Genomic DNA, 21,055 nt, shown 5'->3' with positions numbered 1-21,055 from the left:
ATTCTTTCAATGAGGGCGGAAAGCGTCGCTCTGTGGCAACGCCGCATAACAGAATGATAGTAACCGCAAGATAACCTGCTTTGGCGCTTGCTTCAACAGGCTAAAACACTATCCTGAATATAGTTATTTTTCTTTCTTAAAGGCGGAATTATCGATTTTATTTACAAAACGTTAACGTAAGCCTGCTATAGTACGTATATTGTTAACCGGATGGAGACTTCAATGACCATTGCGAAAATAGCGGTTCTGGGTTCGGGCGTCATGGGCAGCGGCATCGCCGCGCACATCGCCAACGCAGGCATTCCTGTCATTCTGCTGGATATCGTTCCCGAAGGCGCAACCAGCCGCAATATGCTCACGGAAAAGGCGGTTGAGAAGCAGCTTGCTGCCAGCCCTTCCGGTTTTACGCATAAAAACAAGGCGAAACTGGTTACTCCGGGCAATCTTGAAGATAATCTTGACTTGCTGAAAGATGTCGATTGGATCATCGAAGCCGTGCTTGAAAAGATCGAGGTGAAGCAGGATGTCTACCGCAAGGTGGATGCCGTACGTAAAAAAGGTTCCGTTGTCTCCTCCAATACATCTACTATCCCACTGCATGTACTGCTTTCCGGTATGCCGGAATCCTTCCAGCAGGATTTCATGATCACGCACTTCTTTAACCCGCCGCGCTTCATGCGTCTGCTTGAAATGGTGCCGGGCCCGAAGACGCGTCCTGAGGCTTATGCGGAGATCAAGAAATTCGCCGACATAAAGCTCGGCAAAGGCGTTGTTGACTGCAAGGATACTCCGGGCTTCATCGCTAACCGTATCGGTATTTTCTGGGTGATGGTCGCCGTGCTGGAAGCCATGCGCCTGGGCGTTTCCGTGGAAGAAGCGGATGCTATCATGGGCAGGCCGCTGGGCATTCCTAAAACAGGCATATTCGGCCTGTTCGACCTGATCGGCCTCGACCTCATGCCATTGATGGCCAAGGCGCTGATGGCCACACTGCCGGAAAAAGACATATTCCGCGCGCTCTACCGTGAGCCGGAGCTGATCACGAATATGATCAAGAACGGCTATACTGGTCGTAAGGGCAAGGGCGGCTTTTATCGCATCAATAAGGAGGGCGGTAAGAAGGTCAAGGAAGTGATCGATCTGAAAACCGGCGAATACCATCCTGAAAAGAAACCAGCGCTGGAAAGCATCGCCGCTGCCAAGTCCGGCATCATGGGTCTGATGACGCATAGCGACCTTGGCGGCCAGTATGCACGCGCTGTCATGGGTAAAACGTTGGCTTACGCTGCATCACTCCTGCCGGAAATCGCTGACGACATCCTCGCGGTCGATAACACAATGAAATGGGGCTATAACTGGAAATTCGGTCCGTTCGAGATGATCGACAAGATTGGCGTGGATAATCTTATTAAAGCGCTGGAAGCGGAAAAAGTACCTGTGCCGAAGCTCCTCACGGAAGCAAGCGGTAAAACCTTCTACAGGATTGCAGATAATAAACCGCAATACCTGACGCTGAAGGGCGAATATGCGCCTGTTCCGCAGGTGGAAGGCGTCTGGTCGCTGGCGGATAAGAAACGCGGTGCGAAACCGATTCTCAAAAACGGCTCGGCCTCCTTGTGGGATATAGGGGACGGCATTCTCTGCCTGGAATTCACGTCCAAGATGAACTCGATTGATCCTGATATTTTGACGATGATCGAGAAATCCATCGAAACCGTAAAACAGGGCTATAAAGGCCTGGTCATCGGCGGGGATGGCGATAACTTCTCCGTAGGCGCTAATCTCGGCTTCATTCTCTATGCCGCCAATATGGCAGCGTGGCAGCTGATCTCCGATGTGATCAAACAGGGCCAGCGTACGACTATGGCGCTCAAATACGCTCCCTTCCCGGTCGTTTCAGCACTCGGCGGCATGGCGCTCGGCGGCGGTTGTGAAATCATTCTTCATAGCGCGGCCGTGCAGGCGCATATCGAAAGCTATCCTGGGCTGGTCGAAGTCGGCGTCGGCGTGATTCCGGGCTGGGGCGGCTGTAAGGAAATGCTGGTGCGCCATCTGCAGGGAGCGCAAGGCAATACTATGCCCGCCATCGCCAAGGTATTTGAATATATCGCCACAGCGAAAGTTGGCGGTTCCGCGGACGAAGCCAAGGATATGCAGATCCTGAACCAGAAATGCAGGATTTCCATGAACCGTGCCCGCCTGATTCCGGATGCAAAGCAGCTCTGCCTGCTCATGGCGGATAACTACACCCCGCCGGAAGCACCCACGCTCTCACTGCCCGGTGAAACCGCAAAAGCCGCTCTGCTGATGGGACTGGAACAGTTCGTCGCCACCGGCAAGGCAACCCCGCATGACGTAGTGGTCTGCAAGGCGCTGGCGGGAATTCTCTCCGGTGGCGATACGGATATCACGGACACGATCACGGAGCAGCAATTGCTGGATCTGGAACATACGGCCTTCATGGAACTCATCAAGACCAAAGGCACGCTGGACCGTATCGAGCATATGCTCAACACCGGTAAACCGCTCAGGAACTAATAAGTCATTTGCATACACGGAGTATGAATTATGCCGATCTATAAAGCCCCCATACGTGATTTTCAATTTGTCCTGCGCGATTTCCTGCCGCTTGGAGAGTATAAAGACGTCCCGGGCTTTGCCGAAGCCGCCGAGATGGCGGAGCCGGTATTAGATGCCGCTGCGCAGCTTTGCGAAGAAGTGCTGTTTCCCATCAACCAGAGTGGTGACAAGGAAGGGCTGGTCTATAAAGACGGCACAGTGACCACTCCGAAAGGCTTCAAGGAAGCTTACAAAGCGTACCGCGAAGGCGGTTGGCCAGCTTTCACCTGTGACCCGGCTTACGGTGGCCAGGGGCTACCGGAATACCTGAACATGACCATCATGGAAATGGCCTGCTCATCGAACCTTTCCTTCGGCCTGACCCCCGGCCTTTCGCACGGTGCTTATAATGCGATCATGCTGCATGCAACGGACGAAATCAAAAAGAAGTACCTGCCCAAACTTGTTTCCGGGGAATGGTCCGGCGTCATGTGCCTGACCGAACCGCAGGCAGGCACGGATCTTGGCCTTGTGCGCACCAAGGCGGAACCGGCAGGCGATGGCAGCTATAAGATTACCGGCAACAAGATATTCATTTCATCCGGTGAGCATGATCTCACGGAAAATATCCTGCACCTGATTCTCGCACGCCTGCCAGGCGCCCCCAAAGGCACAAAGGGCATCAGCCTGTTCATCGCACCGAAATTCCTCGTCAATGACGATGGTTCGCTAGGCGAGCGCAACAGCTTGCGCGCTGAGGGTATCGAACATAAAATGGGCCTCTCCGCCTCCCCCACCTGCGCAATGCGTTACGACAATGCGAAAGCATGGCTCGTGGGCGAACCGAACAAAGGCATGAAAGCCATGTTTACCATGATGAATGCCGCACGTATCTATGTCGGTATTCAAGGACTTGGGCTCGCGGAAGTCGCCTACCAGAACGGATTGGCCTACGCCAAGGAACGCTTACAGTCTCGCTCAGTCACGGGTGCTAAACTGCCGGAAAAAGAAGCTGACCCTCTCATTGTTCATCCGGACGTACGCCGCATGTTGCTGACCATGCGCGCTTTCACAGAAGGTGCACGTGCGCTGGCCGTATACACAGCGCTGCAGGTGGATATTTCCCATCGCCATAAAGACGAACAGGTGCGACAGGATGCGGATGATTTCGTCCAGCTGATCACTCCGATCGTGAAAGCCTATATGACGGATATGGGCTCGGAAGTCACGAATCTCGCCGTGCAGATTCACGGCGGTTATGGCTACATCAAGGACTACGGTGTCGAACAATATGTGCGCGATGCCCGTATCGCCCAGATTTACGAAGGCACGAACGGTATCCAGTCGCTGGACCTCGTATTCCGCAAGCTCGGCTTCGGCAATGGACGTTATCTGCGCTCCTTCTTCCACCCGGTAGATGCGTTCATCACCAAGCATAAAGATAACCCAGCGATGGCGGAGTTCATTAAACCGCTTTCCAAACATATCGGTTATCTGCAGCAGGGAACGATTTACCTCGCTACGGCGGGACTGAAAAACCCGGATGACGCAGCAGCCGGAGCCACAGAATACCTACGCCTGTTCTCGCTCGTGGTCTTTGCATGGATTTGGGCACGTATCGCAGCCATCTCGCTGGAGAAATACGATTCCGATAAGGAGTTCTATGAAGCCAAGCTGGCTACAGCACGGTTCTTCTTCACCAAGGTCCTGCCAGGCACCACTTCCCTCCTACAATCTATCACCGCAGGCAGCAAACCGGTAATGCAGGCTCAGCTCTAGGCAGAAGGCTTACGCTTATTTCGTTTGAGCGCCACCATTGCGGTGAAGCGGCCTTTGGGCTGTTGCTCCGCATCCCGTCTGGTAGCCTGAGCGGGCGCTTTTCGTTTCGTGTTTTCCTGATAGGTAATGCGGAAGCTTCCGTCTGTCTGCGCGACAATGGAGAACTTGTATTTCTTGACCGGCTTCTGGCCCGCTTTTTTCTCTTTGCTATAGAGCATAATAAGCAGGTGATTCAGACCGGGAATGGAAATCGCCGGGTATTCTTCATGCAGTGCCATTAGCAGTGCACGTGCACGCTCAACATCGTTAAATACAGGCTGCTCCTTTAGCTGCCGCAGAACCGGATGGCCCCAGTCAGGATGCGAGCGTTTGGGCCGTGTCTTTTGGGGATGAAGGGAAAGCGGAACGTAAAGCTTAGTCAGCTTTAAACCATACTTACCATCTTCATACTGTATAATGCTGATGCCACCAAAATGACCGCGATACCCCTGCCTGATATCAGCATCGCTTAAATCATAATCCTTGATCCAGAGCTGGAGTGGGTAAGCCTTATTATCCGCTACCGGTTTACGGACAGTTTCAAACAGCGTGTGTATTGCTTCTAGGCGTTGCATTGCCTGAGACCGATCAGCGAAACGAAACAAGCCATTAATGATCGCCTCAAATTCCGGCGTATCGGCAGCAGCAAGCCGTTTCCGCGGTTTACTCTCCGTAGATTTCTTATTCGTCCTGCCGTTATCTGCTGACGACATAAGCATGCCCTTATAAAACGCAGCTTATATCATTTATAAAGGAGAAGTATTAAAATAATATTAATAAATAATGGGATATATAGAGGATTTGGAAAGAGACAATGCCACAAGGACACCAATACATTGTCTCTTTACCCTCCTTTCATCAGGACTTGTGATGCATGGCATACACAATGAACCCGACGATGGCCAGTATGGTCACGATTCCGAGGGGCGAGGTGACGAACTTAAAAATCCCCACGAAGCAGTCGCGGATCGCTTTGAAGAAGTTCGACAGCGCAGTAAAGAACCCTGTAATCGCTGCCAAAATCTGTCGCACGACCCATCCGACTCCCCATACAGCGAAACCGATCACTATGAGATATCCAATGGCATGACCCATCAGACATCACCACCTTTCGTACCTAGGATATTGCTTGGAATGGTGTCCTTGTGGCATATCCTGTAACCAAAAGCCTGCGGAACGAGTCCGGTTTGTGGCAAATGGCAGAGTAACAAGGTAATTTTAGCAGATATTTCAATCTGTCACAATTTCGGATTTATGAAGATTCTGTGAAGAAATCAGGCTTTAGCAGGCCCGTATTCCTTGCCGAACATACCATCTTCTATGATCTGGCAGATAATGTGGCCGAACATGATGTGGCATTCCTGAATATTTGGTGTGCGTGAAGACGGCATCTTCAGGATAATATCGCACAGGGCTTCCATCTTGCCGCCGCCCTGCCCCGTCATGCCGATAACTTTAATGCCCTTGGCACGTGCTGATTCAATGGCCGCCAGAACGTTGCCGGAATTACCGGAAGTGGAAATAGCGATAAAGACATCCCCCTCCTGGCCGATTGCCTCCAGCTGGCGCGCGAACACGCGATCGAATCCATAATCATTACCAATAGCAGTCAGGGCCGAAGTATCGGTTGTCAGTGCAATAGAACTAAGCCCCGGACGATCATAATTCAAACGACTTACAAGTTCCGCAGCGATATGCTGGGAGTCCGCTGCGCTGCCACCATTACCGGCAACAAGAATCTTACGGTTCTGCTTCAGCGCTTCAATGCACAATTCGCCCGCTTTTGCCACAGCCGAAATCAGCACATCATCCGCCAGAACAAGATCAAGCACCTTGCGCGTGCCTTCAACAGAATCCAGAATAAGTTTTTGCAGCATAAGAGAACCTATAGATAATAAACGTAATTACGCCTGCATACACGAAAGACGGCAAATGCGAGCGGAACAACGACCGCTATCAACCCCAGAAGATACAGGTTATCACTCCATGACGGAAGCCGGTTTTCATACACCAGCACCTGAATAGGGTGCATCAGGATGAAGAACGGATTGAACTGCATGAAGAACTGTATCTTAGGTGGCAGCATCTGTATCTGATAAATGACAGGCGTAAACCAGAACGACATGGTCAGGCCGATATGAACAATATCACCAATGTCACGCACATACGGCGCGACAAAAGCAACCGCAATCGCGACGGCTCCGAGCACCATCAGCATTGCCAGAATATAAAACGGCACTACCAGTAGCATAAGACTGATATGGGTCAGCCCCATCAGCAATGCAACGATATACATTGTCACAAAGGAGACGGCAAATGTGTAGCAGCTGCGAAGAACATCTGCGATCGGAAATATGCTGGAGGAAACCATGCAACGCTTCAGCACTTCACCATTGGCCAGTATTGACCCGCAGGAGCCTGCAATACATCCGGAAATAAATACCCAAAGTGGCTGTGAAACCAGCAGATATAAAGTATAGTTCTGCGCTGTGGAGCGCATGATCATAGGCATCACAAGTGCATAGACCAAAACCATCGTCAGCGGCTGGAACAGCGTCCACAACATGCCGAGAAAAGAATTACGGTACATGCGTGCAAGCCCGTTCCTGGCAATTAGCACAGCTGTCTGCCAGTAATATTTATCGAACAGCATTCCAGCCTGTTTAGCAATACTTGTCATGCGACCACACGCTCGTCGGAAATATGAAGGATATCCGTGTAATACTGATGCAGTATTTCCTTGCGGCTTCCTTCGTTAACAATACGGCCTTTATGCATCAGGATAAACCGGTTGCATAAATCGGTAAACTCGTTGGGTGAATGATTGACCATGATGGCGATGGATACGTTGTCCACTTTCTTGCGCAGGATGTTTTGCGATTTCTCAATAAACCCGGCATCACCGGTCGCAAAGATTTCATCCAACAGTAAAATATCAGGATCCTGGAAAATAGCGGAGGCAAATGCAAGCCTGGCCATCATGCCCGAGGAATAGGTCTTCAGTGGAAGATCGATCTTCTCTCCCAACTCTGAAAACTCAATAATAGTTTTTTCAATTTCCTTGGAATATTCGCGTAGCTTACCGCGGTAAGCATAGCTGAGCTTGATATTATAACGCCCGCTCATTTCTGCTTCGAACCCGGCTCCCATTTCAATGAGTGGAACAACGGAACCTTCCACGCGGCGTGTGCCTTCATGAATAGGGTAATTACCGGAAATCACTTTCAGCAAAGACGATTTGCCACAACCATTCTGTCCGATAATAGCGATGCGGTCACCCGGCTTTGCAGCGAAATCAACGCCCTGAATAATAGGAATCCTGACACTGGTCATGGCCTTGCGGTGAATAAACCACTGCCGCAGGCTTGCCGCGCGGGCATGTGTATCCACGCCCCATACATAAATATTCTTAAGGTCAATCAGTCCAGACATGGCATCCTATGGCAAATCGGGCTTTTTATCGACGCTATTGCTAGCACTTTCTTTGCTGAAACGAAAGCGGAATAAGCATTTTTTCCTGCGCCAGGCCGATAACATCGTCGAACATGGCCTGGGTCAGCGTCCCCGTATTGATGTTATAACGCGACGAATGATAGCTGTTGATCAGGCAAAGCCCGCTCGGTAGCATATGAACAGCACCATGCCCAAATACGTACTGGCTTTGTTTAAGGCCAAAGGATTGTATAACGGCTTTATGTGAAATCTGACCTAGGCTTACCAGCACTTTCAGTGCCGGCATAGCCGCAACTTCCGCCTTAAGAAACATGTTACACTGCCTGATTTCAGATGTTTCAGGCTTATTCTGCGGCGGCACGCAACGCACGGAATTCGTAATGCGGCAGTTAATAAGGCGGAATCCATCGCCGCTGCCATCTTGAACCTGTTCGGGATTATAATTTCCCTCGGCAAACCCGTGTTTGCGCAGAGCCGAATAAAGCACCAGCCCGGCATAATCCCCTGTAAACGGCCTGCCCGTCCGGTTGGCCCCATTGAGCCCCGGTGCCAGTCCCACAATCAGCAATTCCGCGTTCATATCGCCAAAAGAGGGCACCGGCCCGTTATAGAAACCCGGATATTGTTCGCGATTCTGCGCAAGAAATTGCGCAAGCCTCGGGCATAGGGGGCAATGATAATCCGGCGGAATAAATGACATAATCGATCAGTTCGCTAGCGTAATGAAGAGTCCCAAGCTTAGGCAATAAGCCGCTTTTTTCAACAAAATACTGAACCTTCGTTAATCCATTGGTATCGCCTGATAATCTATGATAACATGCGATATATTCACTGTGTTTGGTTGCGCCAGAGGCATGCGGAGTTGTAAAGGCTTTACACTGATAGAATTGAGCATCGTGCTGGTCATCATTGGCTTGATCATCGGAGGGGTGCTTGCCGGTCGGGATTTAATCAAAGCGGCCGAACTGCGCTACATCATCAGCCAGAAAGACAAATACACGGTCGCCGCCAACGCATTCCGTAATAAATACAATTGCATTCCCGGGGATTGCTCGAATGCCATTACATTTTTCGGTTATCCCGGCGGCAATGCCAGCGATAATTACACCAGCAGTTGTGTCGCCTTTGTAGGGCTTGATAATACCCACACCTGCAATGGTGACGGCAATGGAATGATAGGCTTCGGCGGACCGACGGATCTGGACGTCCTGGACGAAGAAGGGTTGCTGTTCTGGCATCATCTATCCCTCGCGGGAATGATCGAAAGCGGTAACCTGACCCCACGGCCAGCGGTGCTCAATAGCGGCAGTAGCGCATGGGAACTGCCCGGAATCAATATTCCTGCATCAAGGCTGAGCAGCAATGTGGGCTTCTCTCAGTTTTACCTCTGTATTACAAGCGGCGCGGCCTATTACCATAATGGCAACTGCACCCACACTTTCTTTTACGGAGCACAGGACCCTAACCCCGACAGTAATTACCTTGGGTTAGCCATGTATCCGGCTTTATCAGCGCTGGATGGATATAATATTGATAAGAAACTGGATGACGGCCTGCCCGCAATCGGCTCGGTGACCACCGTTCCGCCGGGAGGCAATTATCTGGATAGCTGCTCTTCCAGCACGAATATGGCGACTGCCACCTATACGGTAACCACGGGCGGTATAACCTGCGCCTTGATGTTCAAGGGCGGTTTCTAGGCCCCTCTTTTAATCTTTAAGCTTGTGATTTCCGCCATTTTCCGTTAGCAATCGCGTAACCTTTATTATTAACAGGAGCATATGATTATGGGAACGCAGACCGCTGCAGCCGCCGCACCGGCACAGGATTACAAAGTCGCCGACATTAAACTGGCCGACTGGGGCCGCAAGGAGATCAGCATCGCGGAAACCGAAATGCCCGGTCTTATGGCGCTGCGCACGGAATACGGCAAATCCCAGCCACTGAAAGGCGCCCGTATTGCAGGCTGCCTTCATATGACCATCCAGACTGCTGTTCTCATTGAAACGCTTACGGCTCTTGGCGCTGAAGTACGCTGGTCGAGCTGCAATATTTTCTCCACGCAGGATCAGGCCGCAGCCGCCATCGCAGCGACCGGCGTTCCGGTCTTTGCCTGGAAGGGAGAAACCGAAGAAGAATACGATTGGTGCGTTGAGCAGACTATCAAAGGCCCAAATGGCTGGACACCGAACATGATTCTGGATGATGGCGGCGATCTGACGCGCGTCATGCATGAAAAATATCCTGAACTGATGAAAGATGTGCGCGGCCTCTCTGAAGAAACCACCACCGGTGTGCATCGTCTGTATGAAATGCAGAAGGCAGGCAAACTGGTCGTTCCCGCTATCGACGTAAACAACTCCGTCACCAAATCAAAATTCGACAATCTGTACGGCTGCCGCGAAAGCCTGCCGGACGGCATCAAACGCGCAACCGATGTCATGATCGCGGGCAAAGTTGTTGTTGTTGCAGGTTATGGCGATGTGGGCAAGGGCTGCGCCGCTGCGATGTCCCGCCAGGGCGCACGCGTGCTCGTGACCGAGATTGACCCCATCTGCGCGCTTCAGGCCGCTATGGAAGGCTACCAGGTCGTGACCATGGATGACGCTGCTGCTCAGGGCGATATCTTTGTCACGGCAACAGGCAATGTTGATATCATCACGCTCGACCATATGCGCGCCATGAAAGACCGTGCCATTGTTTGCAACATCGGGCATTTTGACAGCGAAATCCAGGTATCTGCTCTGCAGAACATGGTGTGGTCGGAAATAAAGCCGCAGGTCGATGAAATCACTTTCCCGGACGGCAAGCGCATCATCCTGCTGGCAAAAGGCCGTCTCGTGAATCTGGGCTGCGCCACGGGCCATCCAAGCTTCGTTATGAGCACCTCTTTCTCCAATCAGGTACTGGCCCAGATCGAGCTGTTCAATAACGCAAAGAAGTACGAAAACAAAGTATACGTATTGCCTAAGCAGCTGGACGAAAAAGTGGCGGCACTGCATCTGGAAAAGATCGGCGCAAAACTCACCAAGCTGACACCGACGCAGGCTGAATATATTGGCACGGCCGTCAATGGCCCGTTCAAGCCCGAGGCATACCGCTACTAAGCGATATGCCCGCGCTTGCGCTCTATCAGCCCGATATTCCGCAGAATCTCGGCAGCATCCTGCGTCTGTGCGCCTGCATGGGCGTGGAATGCCATGTCATAGAGCCCTGTGGCTTCGTGCTGGATGACCGGAAAATCGGTCGCGTCGCCATGGATTATATCGACCACGTGAAATGGCAGCGTCATGTTTCCTGGGAACAATTCAAGCTATACGCCGGGGAGAACCGGAGCCGGATCGTACTGTTGACGACCAAAACCCAAGCCCATTACTGCGATTTCACATTCCGCCAAAATGACATCCTCCTGCTAGGCCGTGAAAGCGCAGGCGTGCCACAAGAAGTAGCTGACTATGTAGACGCTGCAGTTACTATTCCCATGGCTCCACAGACACGCTCATTAAATATTGCATTAGCAGCCAGCATGGTGCTGGGTGAAGCATTACGGCAAATACGATGAGCTTCTTTTTTATCAGGTATAATTATGTCAAGGCAGCTTGAATTTGACGACAGTGTATTTCAAAACCTGTTTGGAATTGCCGCACCTGAGGAGTCCATTATAGACATAACGCTGCAGTACGATGAGAATATGCGCGCAACATATGGCAAAATTGCCGAAATGCTCCATGGCGCAGGTATGACCCCCAAGAAAGTACTGGGTGGCGTTGGCCACAACGTAGCTATGAGCATAGAGGAAAATCCCAAAGCCGTCATCCGCATAGGCCGTGATAATCCGACCAAAAGTGAAGCAGCAATCGCTTCGTTAGCCTATATGGATTTAAAACCTCTCAAACTTAATGGGGAAACTTCTCCATTAAGGATCACCCTTACATTACAGGCTCCGGATGTCTCGTTCGATGATGGACCGTATAGTCATCTTGATCCCACTGAGGATATTAACGAGCGTAAAAAAGATCTTCGCAATACCGTCAGATTTCTGGACAGTGAAGGTAAAAGCAGTTTCGCAGACGGAATCGATGCTGGCGATTTTGCTTATCTAAAATATCATGGCGAATATTTGCGTTATCCAACAGAAGGTGTTCTTCCGGAATATGCAGGCAGACCAATTGCATTTTTACGCGACCTGAACAGTGTGCAGCCAGTGGGAGAATCACACAGTACAGGTTCTTATAATGATCCAGAGCGTATTAAACGGCAAATTGCCAATATGACGGGTGTAGCATCACCGCTTGAGCCTATAGCACCTGAAGATATACATGCATTACGTGCAGCCTTTCAGCAGCAGAATGAAATAGCTCGGGAAGTACTGGAGGAATTGGGCATGCATCCGGATGTTCACCTGGAAAAATTTCCAAATGTCTTAGGACGTGCAACACGCACTGTACGCAGTGCTAGAGAAAATGGCCCGACAAACGGCGGGCCATTACCAGGATAAGTTACTTCCCGCTCACATAATACATCAGCGCTCGTGTAATGCGGTGGAAGCCATGCAGCTTATCGACAGATTCTGCGGCCACCAGCGGCACTACTTTTACAGAACCACTCGGGAGGGTTATTTTTAGATCGGCAACATGATCTCCCTTGGTAACCGGTGCCGGGATATTATCATCATAGGTAATAGTAAACTTAACATTATCGCGTCCGGCTTTCGGCAGCGTCAGCTCAAGATCCTGAGCCGTGGTCAGCCCCACCTGCTCCTGTTCGCCAAACCAGACATTCGCCTTTTCAATAACATCACCGGCTTTAAATGCCTTTACATCCGTAAAATCGCGGAAGCCGAAATCGAGCAGGCGCTCGGACTCTTCACCGCGGATGCGGATATTGGATAAGCCGTTTACAACCACGATAACACGGCGTCCGGCACTGTCTTTACCGGAACTGACCATACCGTAGCCACCTTCATCCGTATGGCCGGTTTTCAGGCCGTCCACGTCGAACCCGGTGTTCTTATACAGAAGCAGGTTGCGGTTGCCCTGCTTGATATGATGATACTCGAATTCCTTCTCGGAGAAGTAATGGTAATATTCCGGGAAGTCATGAATGATATGGTGTGCAAGCGTTGCCAAATCACGCGCACTCATAAGATGGTTCGGATCCGAAAGTCCATCCGGATTGGCGAAATGGCTATTGGTCAGGCCAAGTTTCTTTGCCATATCGTTCATCTGTGCAACAAAACCTTCTTCGCTGCCTGCCAGTCCTTCAGCCATCACCATGCAAGCGTCATTGCCGGACTGGACGATAATTCCCTGCAGCAGGTCTTCCACGGAAATACGGTTGCCCAGTTCCACAAACATTTTGGAACCCTGCACGCGCCAGGCCTTCTCGCTGACCGGAAGCATGTCTGTAAGCTTCAGGCTGCCATCTTTCAGGCGCGAGAAAGCAATATACACCGTCATCAGTTTGCTCATGGAGGAAGGATGCATTCTTTCATCGGCATTCTTTTCAAACAGAACCGTATTGGTGCTATCGTCCACCACGATGGCCTGCTTTGCTTCCGTATCCATGGCAAATGCAGCGTGAGACATAAACATAACAGCCAGTGCGGCAACGTACTTCCTCATAACTCTCCCTTTTAATCTCTGATAATTTTTGCGCCTGAAATACCGGCTGTATCCAACCGGCTCAGCATATTCTGCGCTTCTTCGCGTGAATTATACGGCCCTGAAAGCACACGGTAAAGCGTTCTGTTTCCGCCTGCGTTAGAAACGATCTTCGCATTTCCCATGGATTGCAGTTGCTGCAGAAGCCGGTCAGCATTGCCCTTAACGCCAAATGTTCCTGCCTGAACAAAATAGCCCTGTGCCGAGCGCATGCTTGTGCTTTCAGCCAGGGTTACAGGACGAATGGGAGGAACGGTAGGCTCCATGCGCGGATGATACACCGCAGGCTGCACATAAGTGGCAGCGGGGGCGCCAGCGGATGCAGCCGCAACACGGGCCTCCGGGGCAGAGAATGGCAGTGGCTGGCTTTCAATAGCACCGGAACCCGTATCCACCGTATCGGTATTGACGGCAACCGTCTCAGCCTGAGAGCGGCGCTGCGCTTCTCTGTCGAGCCTTGCCAGGCTTGCGGGGCCATTAGGCATATTACTGACATAGGCACGCGTTTCCGCATCAAGATACTGCACGCGTACATTAGCCGTGCCATGCTGATAGATGCCGAGCTTCATAGCTGCCGCACGAGATACGTCGATAATACGGCTGCCGACGAATGGCCCGCGATCGTTAACGCGGACAATGGCACTGCGTCCGTTATCAAGATTGGTAACACGCACGATAGAAGGCAGCGGAAGCGTCTTATGCGCCGCTGTCATCGCTTCCTGGTCGTAACGCTCGCCGTTGGCGGTGGAACCTCCGTGAAACCCGGGGCCGTACCAGGAGGCCGTGCCCACCTGGTCGTAAGTAGGCTGATAACTTGGAACATAGGTGCGGCCAGCCACTTCATAGGGCTTACCGATTTTAATACCCCCGACCGTAGGTCTGTTGGATGAACCGCATGCTGTAACGAACGTAAGAAGAAAAATCGAAAGCAATACGGAATATTTCTTCGTCATTTGTGTCCTATCTTATCGGAAAGCAAGCAAACAGAAGTCGCAAAATAGATCGACCGGTTCCAGTCCATGATTATGTCATAATCCGGGAATACTAGGAAGGCGGAAGTGTCATCATCCGGCACAATAAGACGGGCTTTATCATTGCGACGTGGTAGCTTCCTGCCGTCTTCGCGTTCAAAACCAAGCGCGCGCCATTCTTTCAATGTCTTATAGACCTTATTATTGCGCCATTCATCCACATCACCCGACTCCGGCAGATTGACCGCGATCAGGCAGGGTTTCTTATCGTTCCAGCCTTTGCTGTGCAGGTAATTTGCGATGGAAGCCAGAGCGTCCGCGTTACTGTTCCAGATATCTTTCTTGCCGTCATCGTCGAAATCGACCGCATATTGCAGATAGCTCGACGGCATGAACTGTGTCTGCCCCATGGCGCCAGCCCACGAGCCGGTCAGGTCTTCGGCATCGGCATCTTCATTCTGGATGATCTTAAGCGCCTTCAATAGTTCTGAACGGAAAAGGCTGCTGCGTCGTCCGTCATAAGCAAGCGTTGCCAGAGACTGAATAACGGAATAGTCCCCCTGATTATCGCCGAAATTGCTCTCAATGCTCCACAGCGCCAACAGGACGGAAGGCTGAACATGGTATACACGGGTTATCTTGCGAAGGATCCGGGCATTCTCACGCTGCTTTTCGCGCGCTTTCATAATCCGTTTGCGGGTAAGCATTCCGTCCAGATATTCAGAGAATGTCTTCACATGTTCAGGCTGCGTCTGATCGTGCGTGACGATGGTCGCCAAAGGTTCCTGTATATCCTGAAATGCTTCGTCGATCACATCCTGCGAGATGCCCTGCGCCAGCGCATCCTGCTTGAACTGGGCAAGCCAGTGGCTGAAATCAGGCTTCGGCGCCTCTGCCGCCAGGACAGGAAGAGCGACAAACATAAATATAAGCGGCAATACAAAACGCACAGCAACTCCATTCATCTTTATTTATTCCGCAATAACCTATATAAAAACGTTATGATTAACCGCCTTAAAGAACTATTGCCTGCTAAAATACTAAATGACAATTGCTACATTGCAATTGAATTATCGCTTGCGGACCAAGCTTCCGAATTGATTTCCCATGCGGGGCTTTCAGGAAAGAAGCTGCTGGCAGTATGCGATCCCGCCACGCATGAAGCGCTCGGAAAAGAGATTGTGCGGCAATTGGGCTGCGACATGCTTATGCTGCCTGCAAAACCGCATGCGGATGACACTAACGTCGCCCTGGTTCGCGCACGCAAAGCGGAAGGCCTGCTTGCGATCGGCAGCGGAACGATCAACGATATCTGTAAATATGCTTCCTATCTGGATGGCATTCCCTATGCGGTCTTCCCCACCGCCCCGTCCATGAACGGTTATCTCTCTGCTAATGCTTCCATCACCGTGGACGGCCACAAACAAACGCTGAAAGCGCATTTACCACAAGGTGTATTCTGTGATTTGAGTGTTCTCTTGCATGCACCGCACCGGTTGATACGCAGCGGCCTCGGCGACTCGCTTTGCCGCCCCACCGCACAGGCCGACTGGCTGCTTTCCCATCTACTGTTCGATACTCCCTATAACGCCCTGCCCTTTGAGCTGCTGGCTCCTTATGAACAGGAGTTGTTTACGCATGCGGACAAGCTGACCAAGGCAGACCCTGCCGTGATGGCACTCCTGATCAAAAACCTGCTGGTATCCGGCGCAGGCATGACGCTCGCCGGGGGCAGTTATCCCGCCAGCCAGGGTGAGCATCTGATTGCCCATACGATGGAAATGAAATACGGCGCTGCTTTGCCGGAAACGTATCACGGCGAGCAGATCGGGGTGACAACGCTGATAATGGCAGGTATACAACAGCAGATGCTTGCCAATGGCCTAAAGTTAACTCCGCCCGTCAATCCGGAAAAAGCAATTGAAGAATATTTTGGTCCGGCCTTATCTGTTAATATTGGGGAGGCATATGGGCCTAAAGCCGCACTTTATAAGCAATATGAAGCCATCAATGAGCGACTTAGAACGGAAGGCTCTGCTATCACGGATGCATTGCAGGCCGTAATGGTGCCACAAAGAACATTGCGGGAAGTATTACAAAAAGCAAACGCCCCTACATCGGCATCGGATATCGGATGGAATAAAGCAGCGCTTGAACAAGCCGTTTTACATGCGCGCTTCATCCGCAACAGGTTCACTTTTCTTGATGTTCTCAGTTTGTAACAAAACGATAATATTACCTGTCAGACAAATTATCTAATTATTAACCAATTCTTTATAAAATAATCAATATCAGGACCAAACGGACAACCCTAGGTATTGTACATGGAAAATCTTCAGGGAACACAGGCAGATCGCGATCTCTATCTGGATCAGGATATGCTAACGACGGCAGGAAGCGAACAATACGCGAATCTGTATATGTCGGGAACGGCAGTGGACCCGGATGGTGATGGAAGACCGAACGGTATTCCCGCGGAAGATTTCAATAATTTCGTCACCATAGTCTATGCCGCTAAAGATCATAGGAATGAGTTCGAAGCAAAACGCAGGGCCGGGGAAGTTATCACCCATATTGACTCAGGCTCGGGCCCCAGCATTGATAATATTATTGCCGGCCTTCCTTACATGGATAAAAGCATTTCTGTTGAACTTGCTCCTTCAAATATCCAGACTTTAAATAACTATAAAGATACAAATAGGGAACTGCCGCAATATTGGAATGCGTGGCTTGATTTCGCCGCTTTGCTGCATGATATAGGTAACCCTTACGCTCTTTTGAGCCTGGACAAAGAGGTTGCCGTGCCTGGATTAGATGTGGCAAACGAACCTGATCTATACCCGGATGGACAAGGAAGAATCAATCTATACGATTCATTACGCAAATGGCCGCTTTTAAGTGAAGGCACCAAAGATCTGATACGTCAAAAGATATATGACGAAGTTGGTGTTACTCCTGCCGCAGACAACCCCTATAAGGCTGTGCAGGAAGAAGGGTTGCAGAATGTTCTTGCGCGCAAATGGGAAGTACGCCAGGGCGATCTTTTTAATCCCCTTGGCGATGACAGAGTTCCCTCAGTTGAAGATCTGGCAGGAACCGCGGATTTGAATACCGCAAAATTCGTAACTGAATCCAATACCAGGAAGTTTGCGAATGTTTTGCATGCCGAAGCCAACAAAGTCCAGTTTTCCAAGAAAGATGGTATCTGGATCAGCGCCCATATGGCGGGAACAGAAGGATATGGCGGCTTTCTGACAGCGGATCAGATTGCAGATAACCCGGACCTTGAACATGAAGAATGCCCCATGTCCCGAGGATTACTGACACGAGTGATGGGGGAAATTGTAAAACAGGACCCGCGCTACCTTGGATTGACAGCAGCAGGCCCCGTTCCTGAACACAGAAGAATGGTACGCCCCGGCAAGCAATATTCTGAAGCAGTGATTGTTGCAGGCCGTGTAGACTATCTGAATGAACAGGGGCAATTGAAGTTCAATAATGGGGTTAGTTTTACAAATCATGTCAGGGATTCCCTTCTTCAGGCCCGCCATGTCATGCATTATACCAAGAATGAGGCTGGACAGGCTGTCAGAGACTTTGTAACAAGAGCCCGCCAATTTGCTAAGAAGCTTGGTCCGCTGGGAAATGACAGTGCAAACTGGGATAGACTAAGTAAGCAATTCTGGAATAAATATTCAGAACTGAATTATGACAGGCCAATTCCCGGTGATATTGAAGGCCTATTCGATTTCATAGAGAATATACGCGACAAAAGAAGGGGAAGGTATCTGGATGTAGGCACGGGTTCTGCCACTCAATACGCTGTAGCCGCCGTACTTTTCGGCACCAATGAAATAAAGGATCACTCCGAAAGACCTATTCCATTCGAGATGGAGAAAATAACTCTTTCGGACCACTCCGAAAGCGCCATTAAATGGCTGAACAAAGAACTGCTGGATGAATATCCGATCTCGGAGAGAACCCAGATGTGGGTAGATATTGCAAAACTACTCAGCACTTTTAAGAATAAAGAGGAATTATTAGCTTACTGTCATAAAACCGGGTTTGATAAGGAATTAAGAAACTGGCAATCGCTCAGCCAGGAACGCAAAGACTCCTGGTTTAACGATAGACGCTTCCATTTGAGTATGGGAAGAGGCGCTTATACGGGTGATAGCTTCCTGGATAATAATATCGATATCAAGGCAACTATAAAACAACTTCACGAAGAGGGACGGTTTGAGATCCGAAAATTCGATATTCTAAATCCCCCCCAAGATCTGATTGGCAAGGCAGATATAGTATCAGCTTATTCTGTCGCATCCTGTATGACGGAAAAAGCGTCGGAATACTGCCAGGCGCTACTGAACACATGCCGTCTGGCACTCCCCGGAGGTACAGTTTGTGCCAGCTATACGCCATATGATAACTGGAAGCAATATACCGCGGAAGCAGGCTTTCTTCCCAGTATATCGCGTCACAATTATTATTACTCCGTCTCACATTCCATGCTGTTTAAGGGAGTGGGAGGCCACCACGACGGAGTAAACTATGACATCTCCCCTATCGCAAAGGAAATAGCCAGTGTCAGGGAAGCCAATGCTGCCGGCGTTGCAACATTTGAAGGAGATGAGGGAGCAACATCACTGCGTAAAACCGGTGATAATAGATTCGAACACTTAATCAATATATCGGGAACCCCTAAAGATAGATTGTATAACACCCCTGCAGAAATGCTGGAGGAATTCCATCACCATATGCTGGGCAAAGCCCAATATTTCCTGCTCGAACACCCCAATAGGAACTCTATTATCATTGATAGTGTTTTAATGAGAAACCTGGGAGAACTGGAAGAGCAGATGGGAATGAAACCACAATATGCACCGCTCCCGGAAACCCAGGAAGAGCGACGGGAAAGAGTTGCATTTCGTCTGGAAAATATTATCGAGCATATGGAAAATAATCCTCGCAGCCTGGAAACAATGGATAAGCAGGATGCAGCAATCAGCCAGTTTGTTGACAATATTTATGAACGCATGGTAGGCCGTAACCCAACAAACAGAATGGTAACGCATACTCCCGCTTACGCAGCACAGCGTTAAATAACCCGGTTATTGTTTTACAGGCATGGCATTCCACCCACCGCCAAGCGCCTTAATCAACGTCGCCGCTGCAATCAGCCGCTGTTTACGGATATTCAGCGCGGTGAGTTCATTGCTAAGCTGCGTATTCTGCGCAGTCACCACATTAAGGTAGCTGATCAGTCCGGCCTTATACTGGTTCATAAAAATTCCGGCTGCCGTTGTGGCATCCGTTACAGCAACACCTTGTACCTGAGCTTCTTGTTCCAGCAGGCGCAAAGCAGCAAGATTATCCTCCACCTCCTGAAAACTGCCCAGCACCGTCTGGCGGTAAGCAGCAACTGTGGAGTCATACGCAGCGATAGCTGCCTGTGTCTGTGAACGGCGAAGTCCGGCATCAAAAATAGTCTCGGCAAGGCTCGGACCGATGGACCAGACACGGTTAGGCAAGTTGAACCATTGCGCCAGACTGGAGCTTTGATACCCCCCGGAAGCAGACAAAGTGATATCCGGGAAGAACGCCGCTTTCGTAACACCAATATTCGCATTGGCCGCTGCTACCCTGCGCTCAGATGCTGCAATATCCGGCCTTCGTTCCAGAAGATCGGAAGGAAGCCCCACTGGAATAGCAGGCACTTCCGGAACTTTATCCGCCACTGGAATGGAAAAATCCGCCGGAGCTTTACCAATTAACATGGCAATCGCATGCTCATACTGCGCCCGCGCGACACCGATATCGATCGCCTGTGCCTGTGCAGTTTCCATCTGGGTTTTTGCCTGCAGATAGTCTGAACGCGCATTCACGCCGTAATGGTAAAGATTCTGCGTCATGTCGAGCGCTCGTTTATAATTCTCGACCGTCCTGTCCAGCAGGCGCTTTTGTTCATCTGCAAGCCGCAGGCTCAGATAATCGCTGGCAAGTGCCGCCTGCGCGCTGAGCGTCGCCGCACCAAGATCCGCCCTGCTGGCACTGGCCAGAGCACTGTTTTCCTCGACGGTGCGCCGTATCCGCCCCCAAAGGTCGGGCTCCCAGCTTGCCGTCAGCTCGGCATTGTAACGGTTACCTATATTACCGCTATTGCCGCCCCCCGTAGTACCGGACGTAGCCGCATTATTACTCGAGCCCCCAAAACCACCGCGGCTCATGGATGCTGTCGCCGACACGACCGGAAAGAAAGAAGAACGCGCAGCTTCCGTCAAAGCCTGCGCTTGCCGGTAGGAAGCTTCGGCAGCCTTCACATTCTGGTTGGAAATAACGACCTGCTCTTCGAGCTTATTCAGCTCGGGATCGCCAAATACTTCCCACCATTTCGCCCGTATCTCAGTATCTTTGGGTTCTGCCTGTTTCCAGCTTTGCGCCTCCTTGAAGCTTTTGGGCTGTTCTGTCGCAGGCCGCACATAATCCGGCCCGACCGCGCAGGACGCCAGAAGCAGCGCTGCAGCCCCCCAGGAAAATATATGACCGGCTTTATATTTCATTTCAGTTCCATCCAATCGTTATACGATAGCA

General features: G+C 50.7%; 18 protein-coding genes. 8 read left to right on the top strand and 10 right to left on the bottom strand.

Annotated elements, in window-relative coordinates; all coding sequences use genetic code 11:
• Positions 1-222 precede the first annotated feature (222 nt).
• Entirely contained in the window at positions 223-2,538 is a 2,316-nt protein-coding gene (locus tag VFT64_08380) for a 3-hydroxyacyl-CoA dehydrogenase NAD-binding domain-containing protein (protein HEU5047844.1), read from the top strand.
• Positions 2,539-2,568: 30 nt separating this feature from the next.
• Positions 2,569-4,338: an acyl-CoA dehydrogenase C-terminal domain-containing protein gene (locus VFT64_08375; GenBank protein ID HEU5047843.1), complete on the top strand. Its 1,770-nt coding sequence runs from the start codon at positions 2,569-2,571 to the stop codon at positions 4,336-4,338.
• Here VFT64_08375 and VFT64_08370 read toward each other — a convergent pair.
• The 6 genes from VFT64_08370 to VFT64_08345 form a co-directional block, all read right to left on the bottom strand.
• Entirely contained in the window at positions 4,335-5,090 is a 756-nt protein-coding gene (locus tag VFT64_08370) for a hypothetical protein (protein ID HEU5047842.1), read from the bottom strand. The two genes, VFT64_08375 and VFT64_08370, sit on opposite strands and share 4 nt — an antisense overlap.
• A gap of 145 nt (positions 5,091-5,235) precedes the next feature.
• Positions 5,236-5,409, bottom strand: coding sequence for a hypothetical protein (locus VFT64_08365; GenBank protein ID HEU5047841.1), 174 nt, complete (start codon positions 5,407-5,409; stop codon positions 5,236-5,238).
• Between the two features lie 242 nt (positions 5,410-5,651).
• Entirely contained in the window at positions 5,652-6,254 is a 603-nt protein-coding gene (locus VFT64_08360; protein ID HEU5047840.1) for a D-sedoheptulose 7-phosphate isomerase, read from the bottom strand.
• Positions 6,255-6,262: 8 nt separating this feature from the next.
• Positions 6,263-7,057, bottom strand: a complete 795-nt coding sequence (locus tag VFT64_08355; protein ID HEU5047839.1) for an ABC transporter permease — start codon at positions 7,055-7,057, stop codon at positions 6,263-6,265.
• Positions 7,054-7,809, bottom strand: a complete 756-nt coding sequence (locus VFT64_08350) for an ABC transporter ATP-binding protein (GenBank protein HEU5047838.1) — start codon at positions 7,807-7,809, stop codon at positions 7,054-7,056. Before VFT64_08350 ends, VFT64_08355 begins: the two co-directional genes overlap by 4 nt.
• A 40-nt stretch (positions 7,810-7,849) precedes the next feature.
• Positions 7,850-8,530 (bottom strand): uracil-DNA glycosylase, encoded by a 681-nt coding sequence (locus VFT64_08345; GenBank protein HEU5047837.1) that lies wholly within the window; start codon positions 8,528-8,530, stop codon positions 7,850-7,852.
• A 154-nt stretch (positions 8,531-8,684) separates the two neighbouring features.
• Between VFT64_08345 and VFT64_08340 the strand changes: the two genes are divergently transcribed.
• The 4 genes from VFT64_08340 (at position 8,685) to VFT64_08325 (ending at position 12,328) form a co-directional block, all read left to right on the top strand.
• On the top strand, positions 8,685-9,530 hold the full coding sequence (locus tag VFT64_08340) for a prepilin-type N-terminal cleavage/methylation domain-containing protein (GenBank protein ID HEU5047836.1): 846 nt from the start codon (positions 8,685-8,687) through the stop codon (positions 9,528-9,530).
• An 87-nt stretch (positions 9,531-9,617) separates the two neighbouring features.
• Complete coding sequence (gene ahcY / locus VFT64_08335; GenBank protein HEU5047835.1) at positions 9,618-10,937, top strand: adenosylhomocysteinase; 1,320 nt, start codon at positions 9,618-9,620, stop codon at positions 10,935-10,937.
• Positions 10,938-10,942: 5 nt separating this feature from the next.
• Complete coding sequence (locus tag VFT64_08330) at positions 10,943-11,392, top strand: tRNA (cytidine(34)-2'-O)-methyltransferase (GenBank protein ID HEU5047834.1); 450 nt, start codon at positions 10,943-10,945, stop codon at positions 11,390-11,392.
• A gap of 24 nt (positions 11,393-11,416) precedes the next feature.
• The gene (locus VFT64_08325; GenBank protein HEU5047833.1) at positions 11,417-12,328 is read left to right on the top strand and encodes a hypothetical protein; all 912 of its coding nucleotides are present in this window, start codon (positions 11,417-11,419) and stop codon (positions 12,326-12,328) included.
• Position 12,329: 1 nt separating this feature from the next.
• Here the strand turns inward: VFT64_08325 and VFT64_08320 are convergent, their stop codons facing one another.
• The 3 genes from VFT64_08320 to VFT64_08310 are packed head-to-tail and all read right to left on the bottom strand — an operon-like array spanning position 12,330 to position 15,414.
• Positions 12,330-13,454: a D-alanyl-D-alanine carboxypeptidase family protein gene (locus VFT64_08320; protein ID HEU5047832.1), complete on the bottom strand. Its 1,125-nt coding sequence runs from the start codon at positions 13,452-13,454 to the stop codon at positions 12,330-12,332.
• 11 nt (positions 13,455-13,465) lie between these two features.
• A complete protein-coding gene (locus VFT64_08315; GenBank protein HEU5047831.1) occupies positions 13,466-14,446 on the bottom strand; it encodes a septal ring lytic transglycosylase RlpA family protein in 981 nt (326 codons plus the stop codon).
• Positions 14,443-15,414, bottom strand: coding sequence for a lytic murein transglycosylase (locus VFT64_08310; GenBank protein ID HEU5047830.1), 972 nt, complete (start codon positions 15,412-15,414; stop codon positions 14,443-14,445). The genes VFT64_08315 and VFT64_08310 overlap by 4 nt, the downstream gene beginning before the upstream one ends.
• A gap of 51 nt (positions 15,415-15,465) precedes the next feature.
• Between VFT64_08310 and VFT64_08305 the strand changes: the two genes are divergently transcribed.
• Both VFT64_08305 and VFT64_08300 read left to right on the top strand, forming a co-directional pair.
• Positions 15,466-16,686: an iron-containing alcohol dehydrogenase gene (locus VFT64_08305; protein HEU5047829.1), complete on the top strand. Its 1,221-nt coding sequence runs from the start codon at positions 15,466-15,468 to the stop codon at positions 16,684-16,686.
• A 405-nt stretch (positions 16,687-17,091) separates the two neighbouring features.
• Positions 17,092-19,566 carry a hypothetical protein gene (locus VFT64_08300; GenBank protein ID HEU5047828.1) on the top strand — a complete coding sequence of 825 codons (2,475 nt, stop codon included), beginning with the start codon at positions 17,092-17,094 and terminating at the stop codon, positions 19,564-19,566.
• Between the two features lie 9 nt (positions 19,567-19,575).
• Here the strand turns inward: VFT64_08300 and VFT64_08295 are convergent, their stop codons facing one another.
• Positions 19,576-21,024 (bottom strand): efflux transporter outer membrane subunit, encoded by a 1,449-nt coding sequence (locus VFT64_08295; protein HEU5047827.1) that lies wholly within the window; start codon positions 21,022-21,024, stop codon positions 19,576-19,578.
• Between the last annotated feature and the right edge of the window lie 31 nt (positions 21,025-21,055).

The sequence above is a fragment of the Rickettsiales bacterium genome (genome assembly GCA_035765535.1).
Taxonomy (GTDB): Bacteria; Pseudomonadota; Alphaproteobacteria; order Rickettsiales; family JABCZZ01; genus JABCZZ01.
The sequence above is the reverse complement of the archived record's forward strand: the minus strand, read 5'-3'. Positions and strand labels throughout refer to the sequence as shown.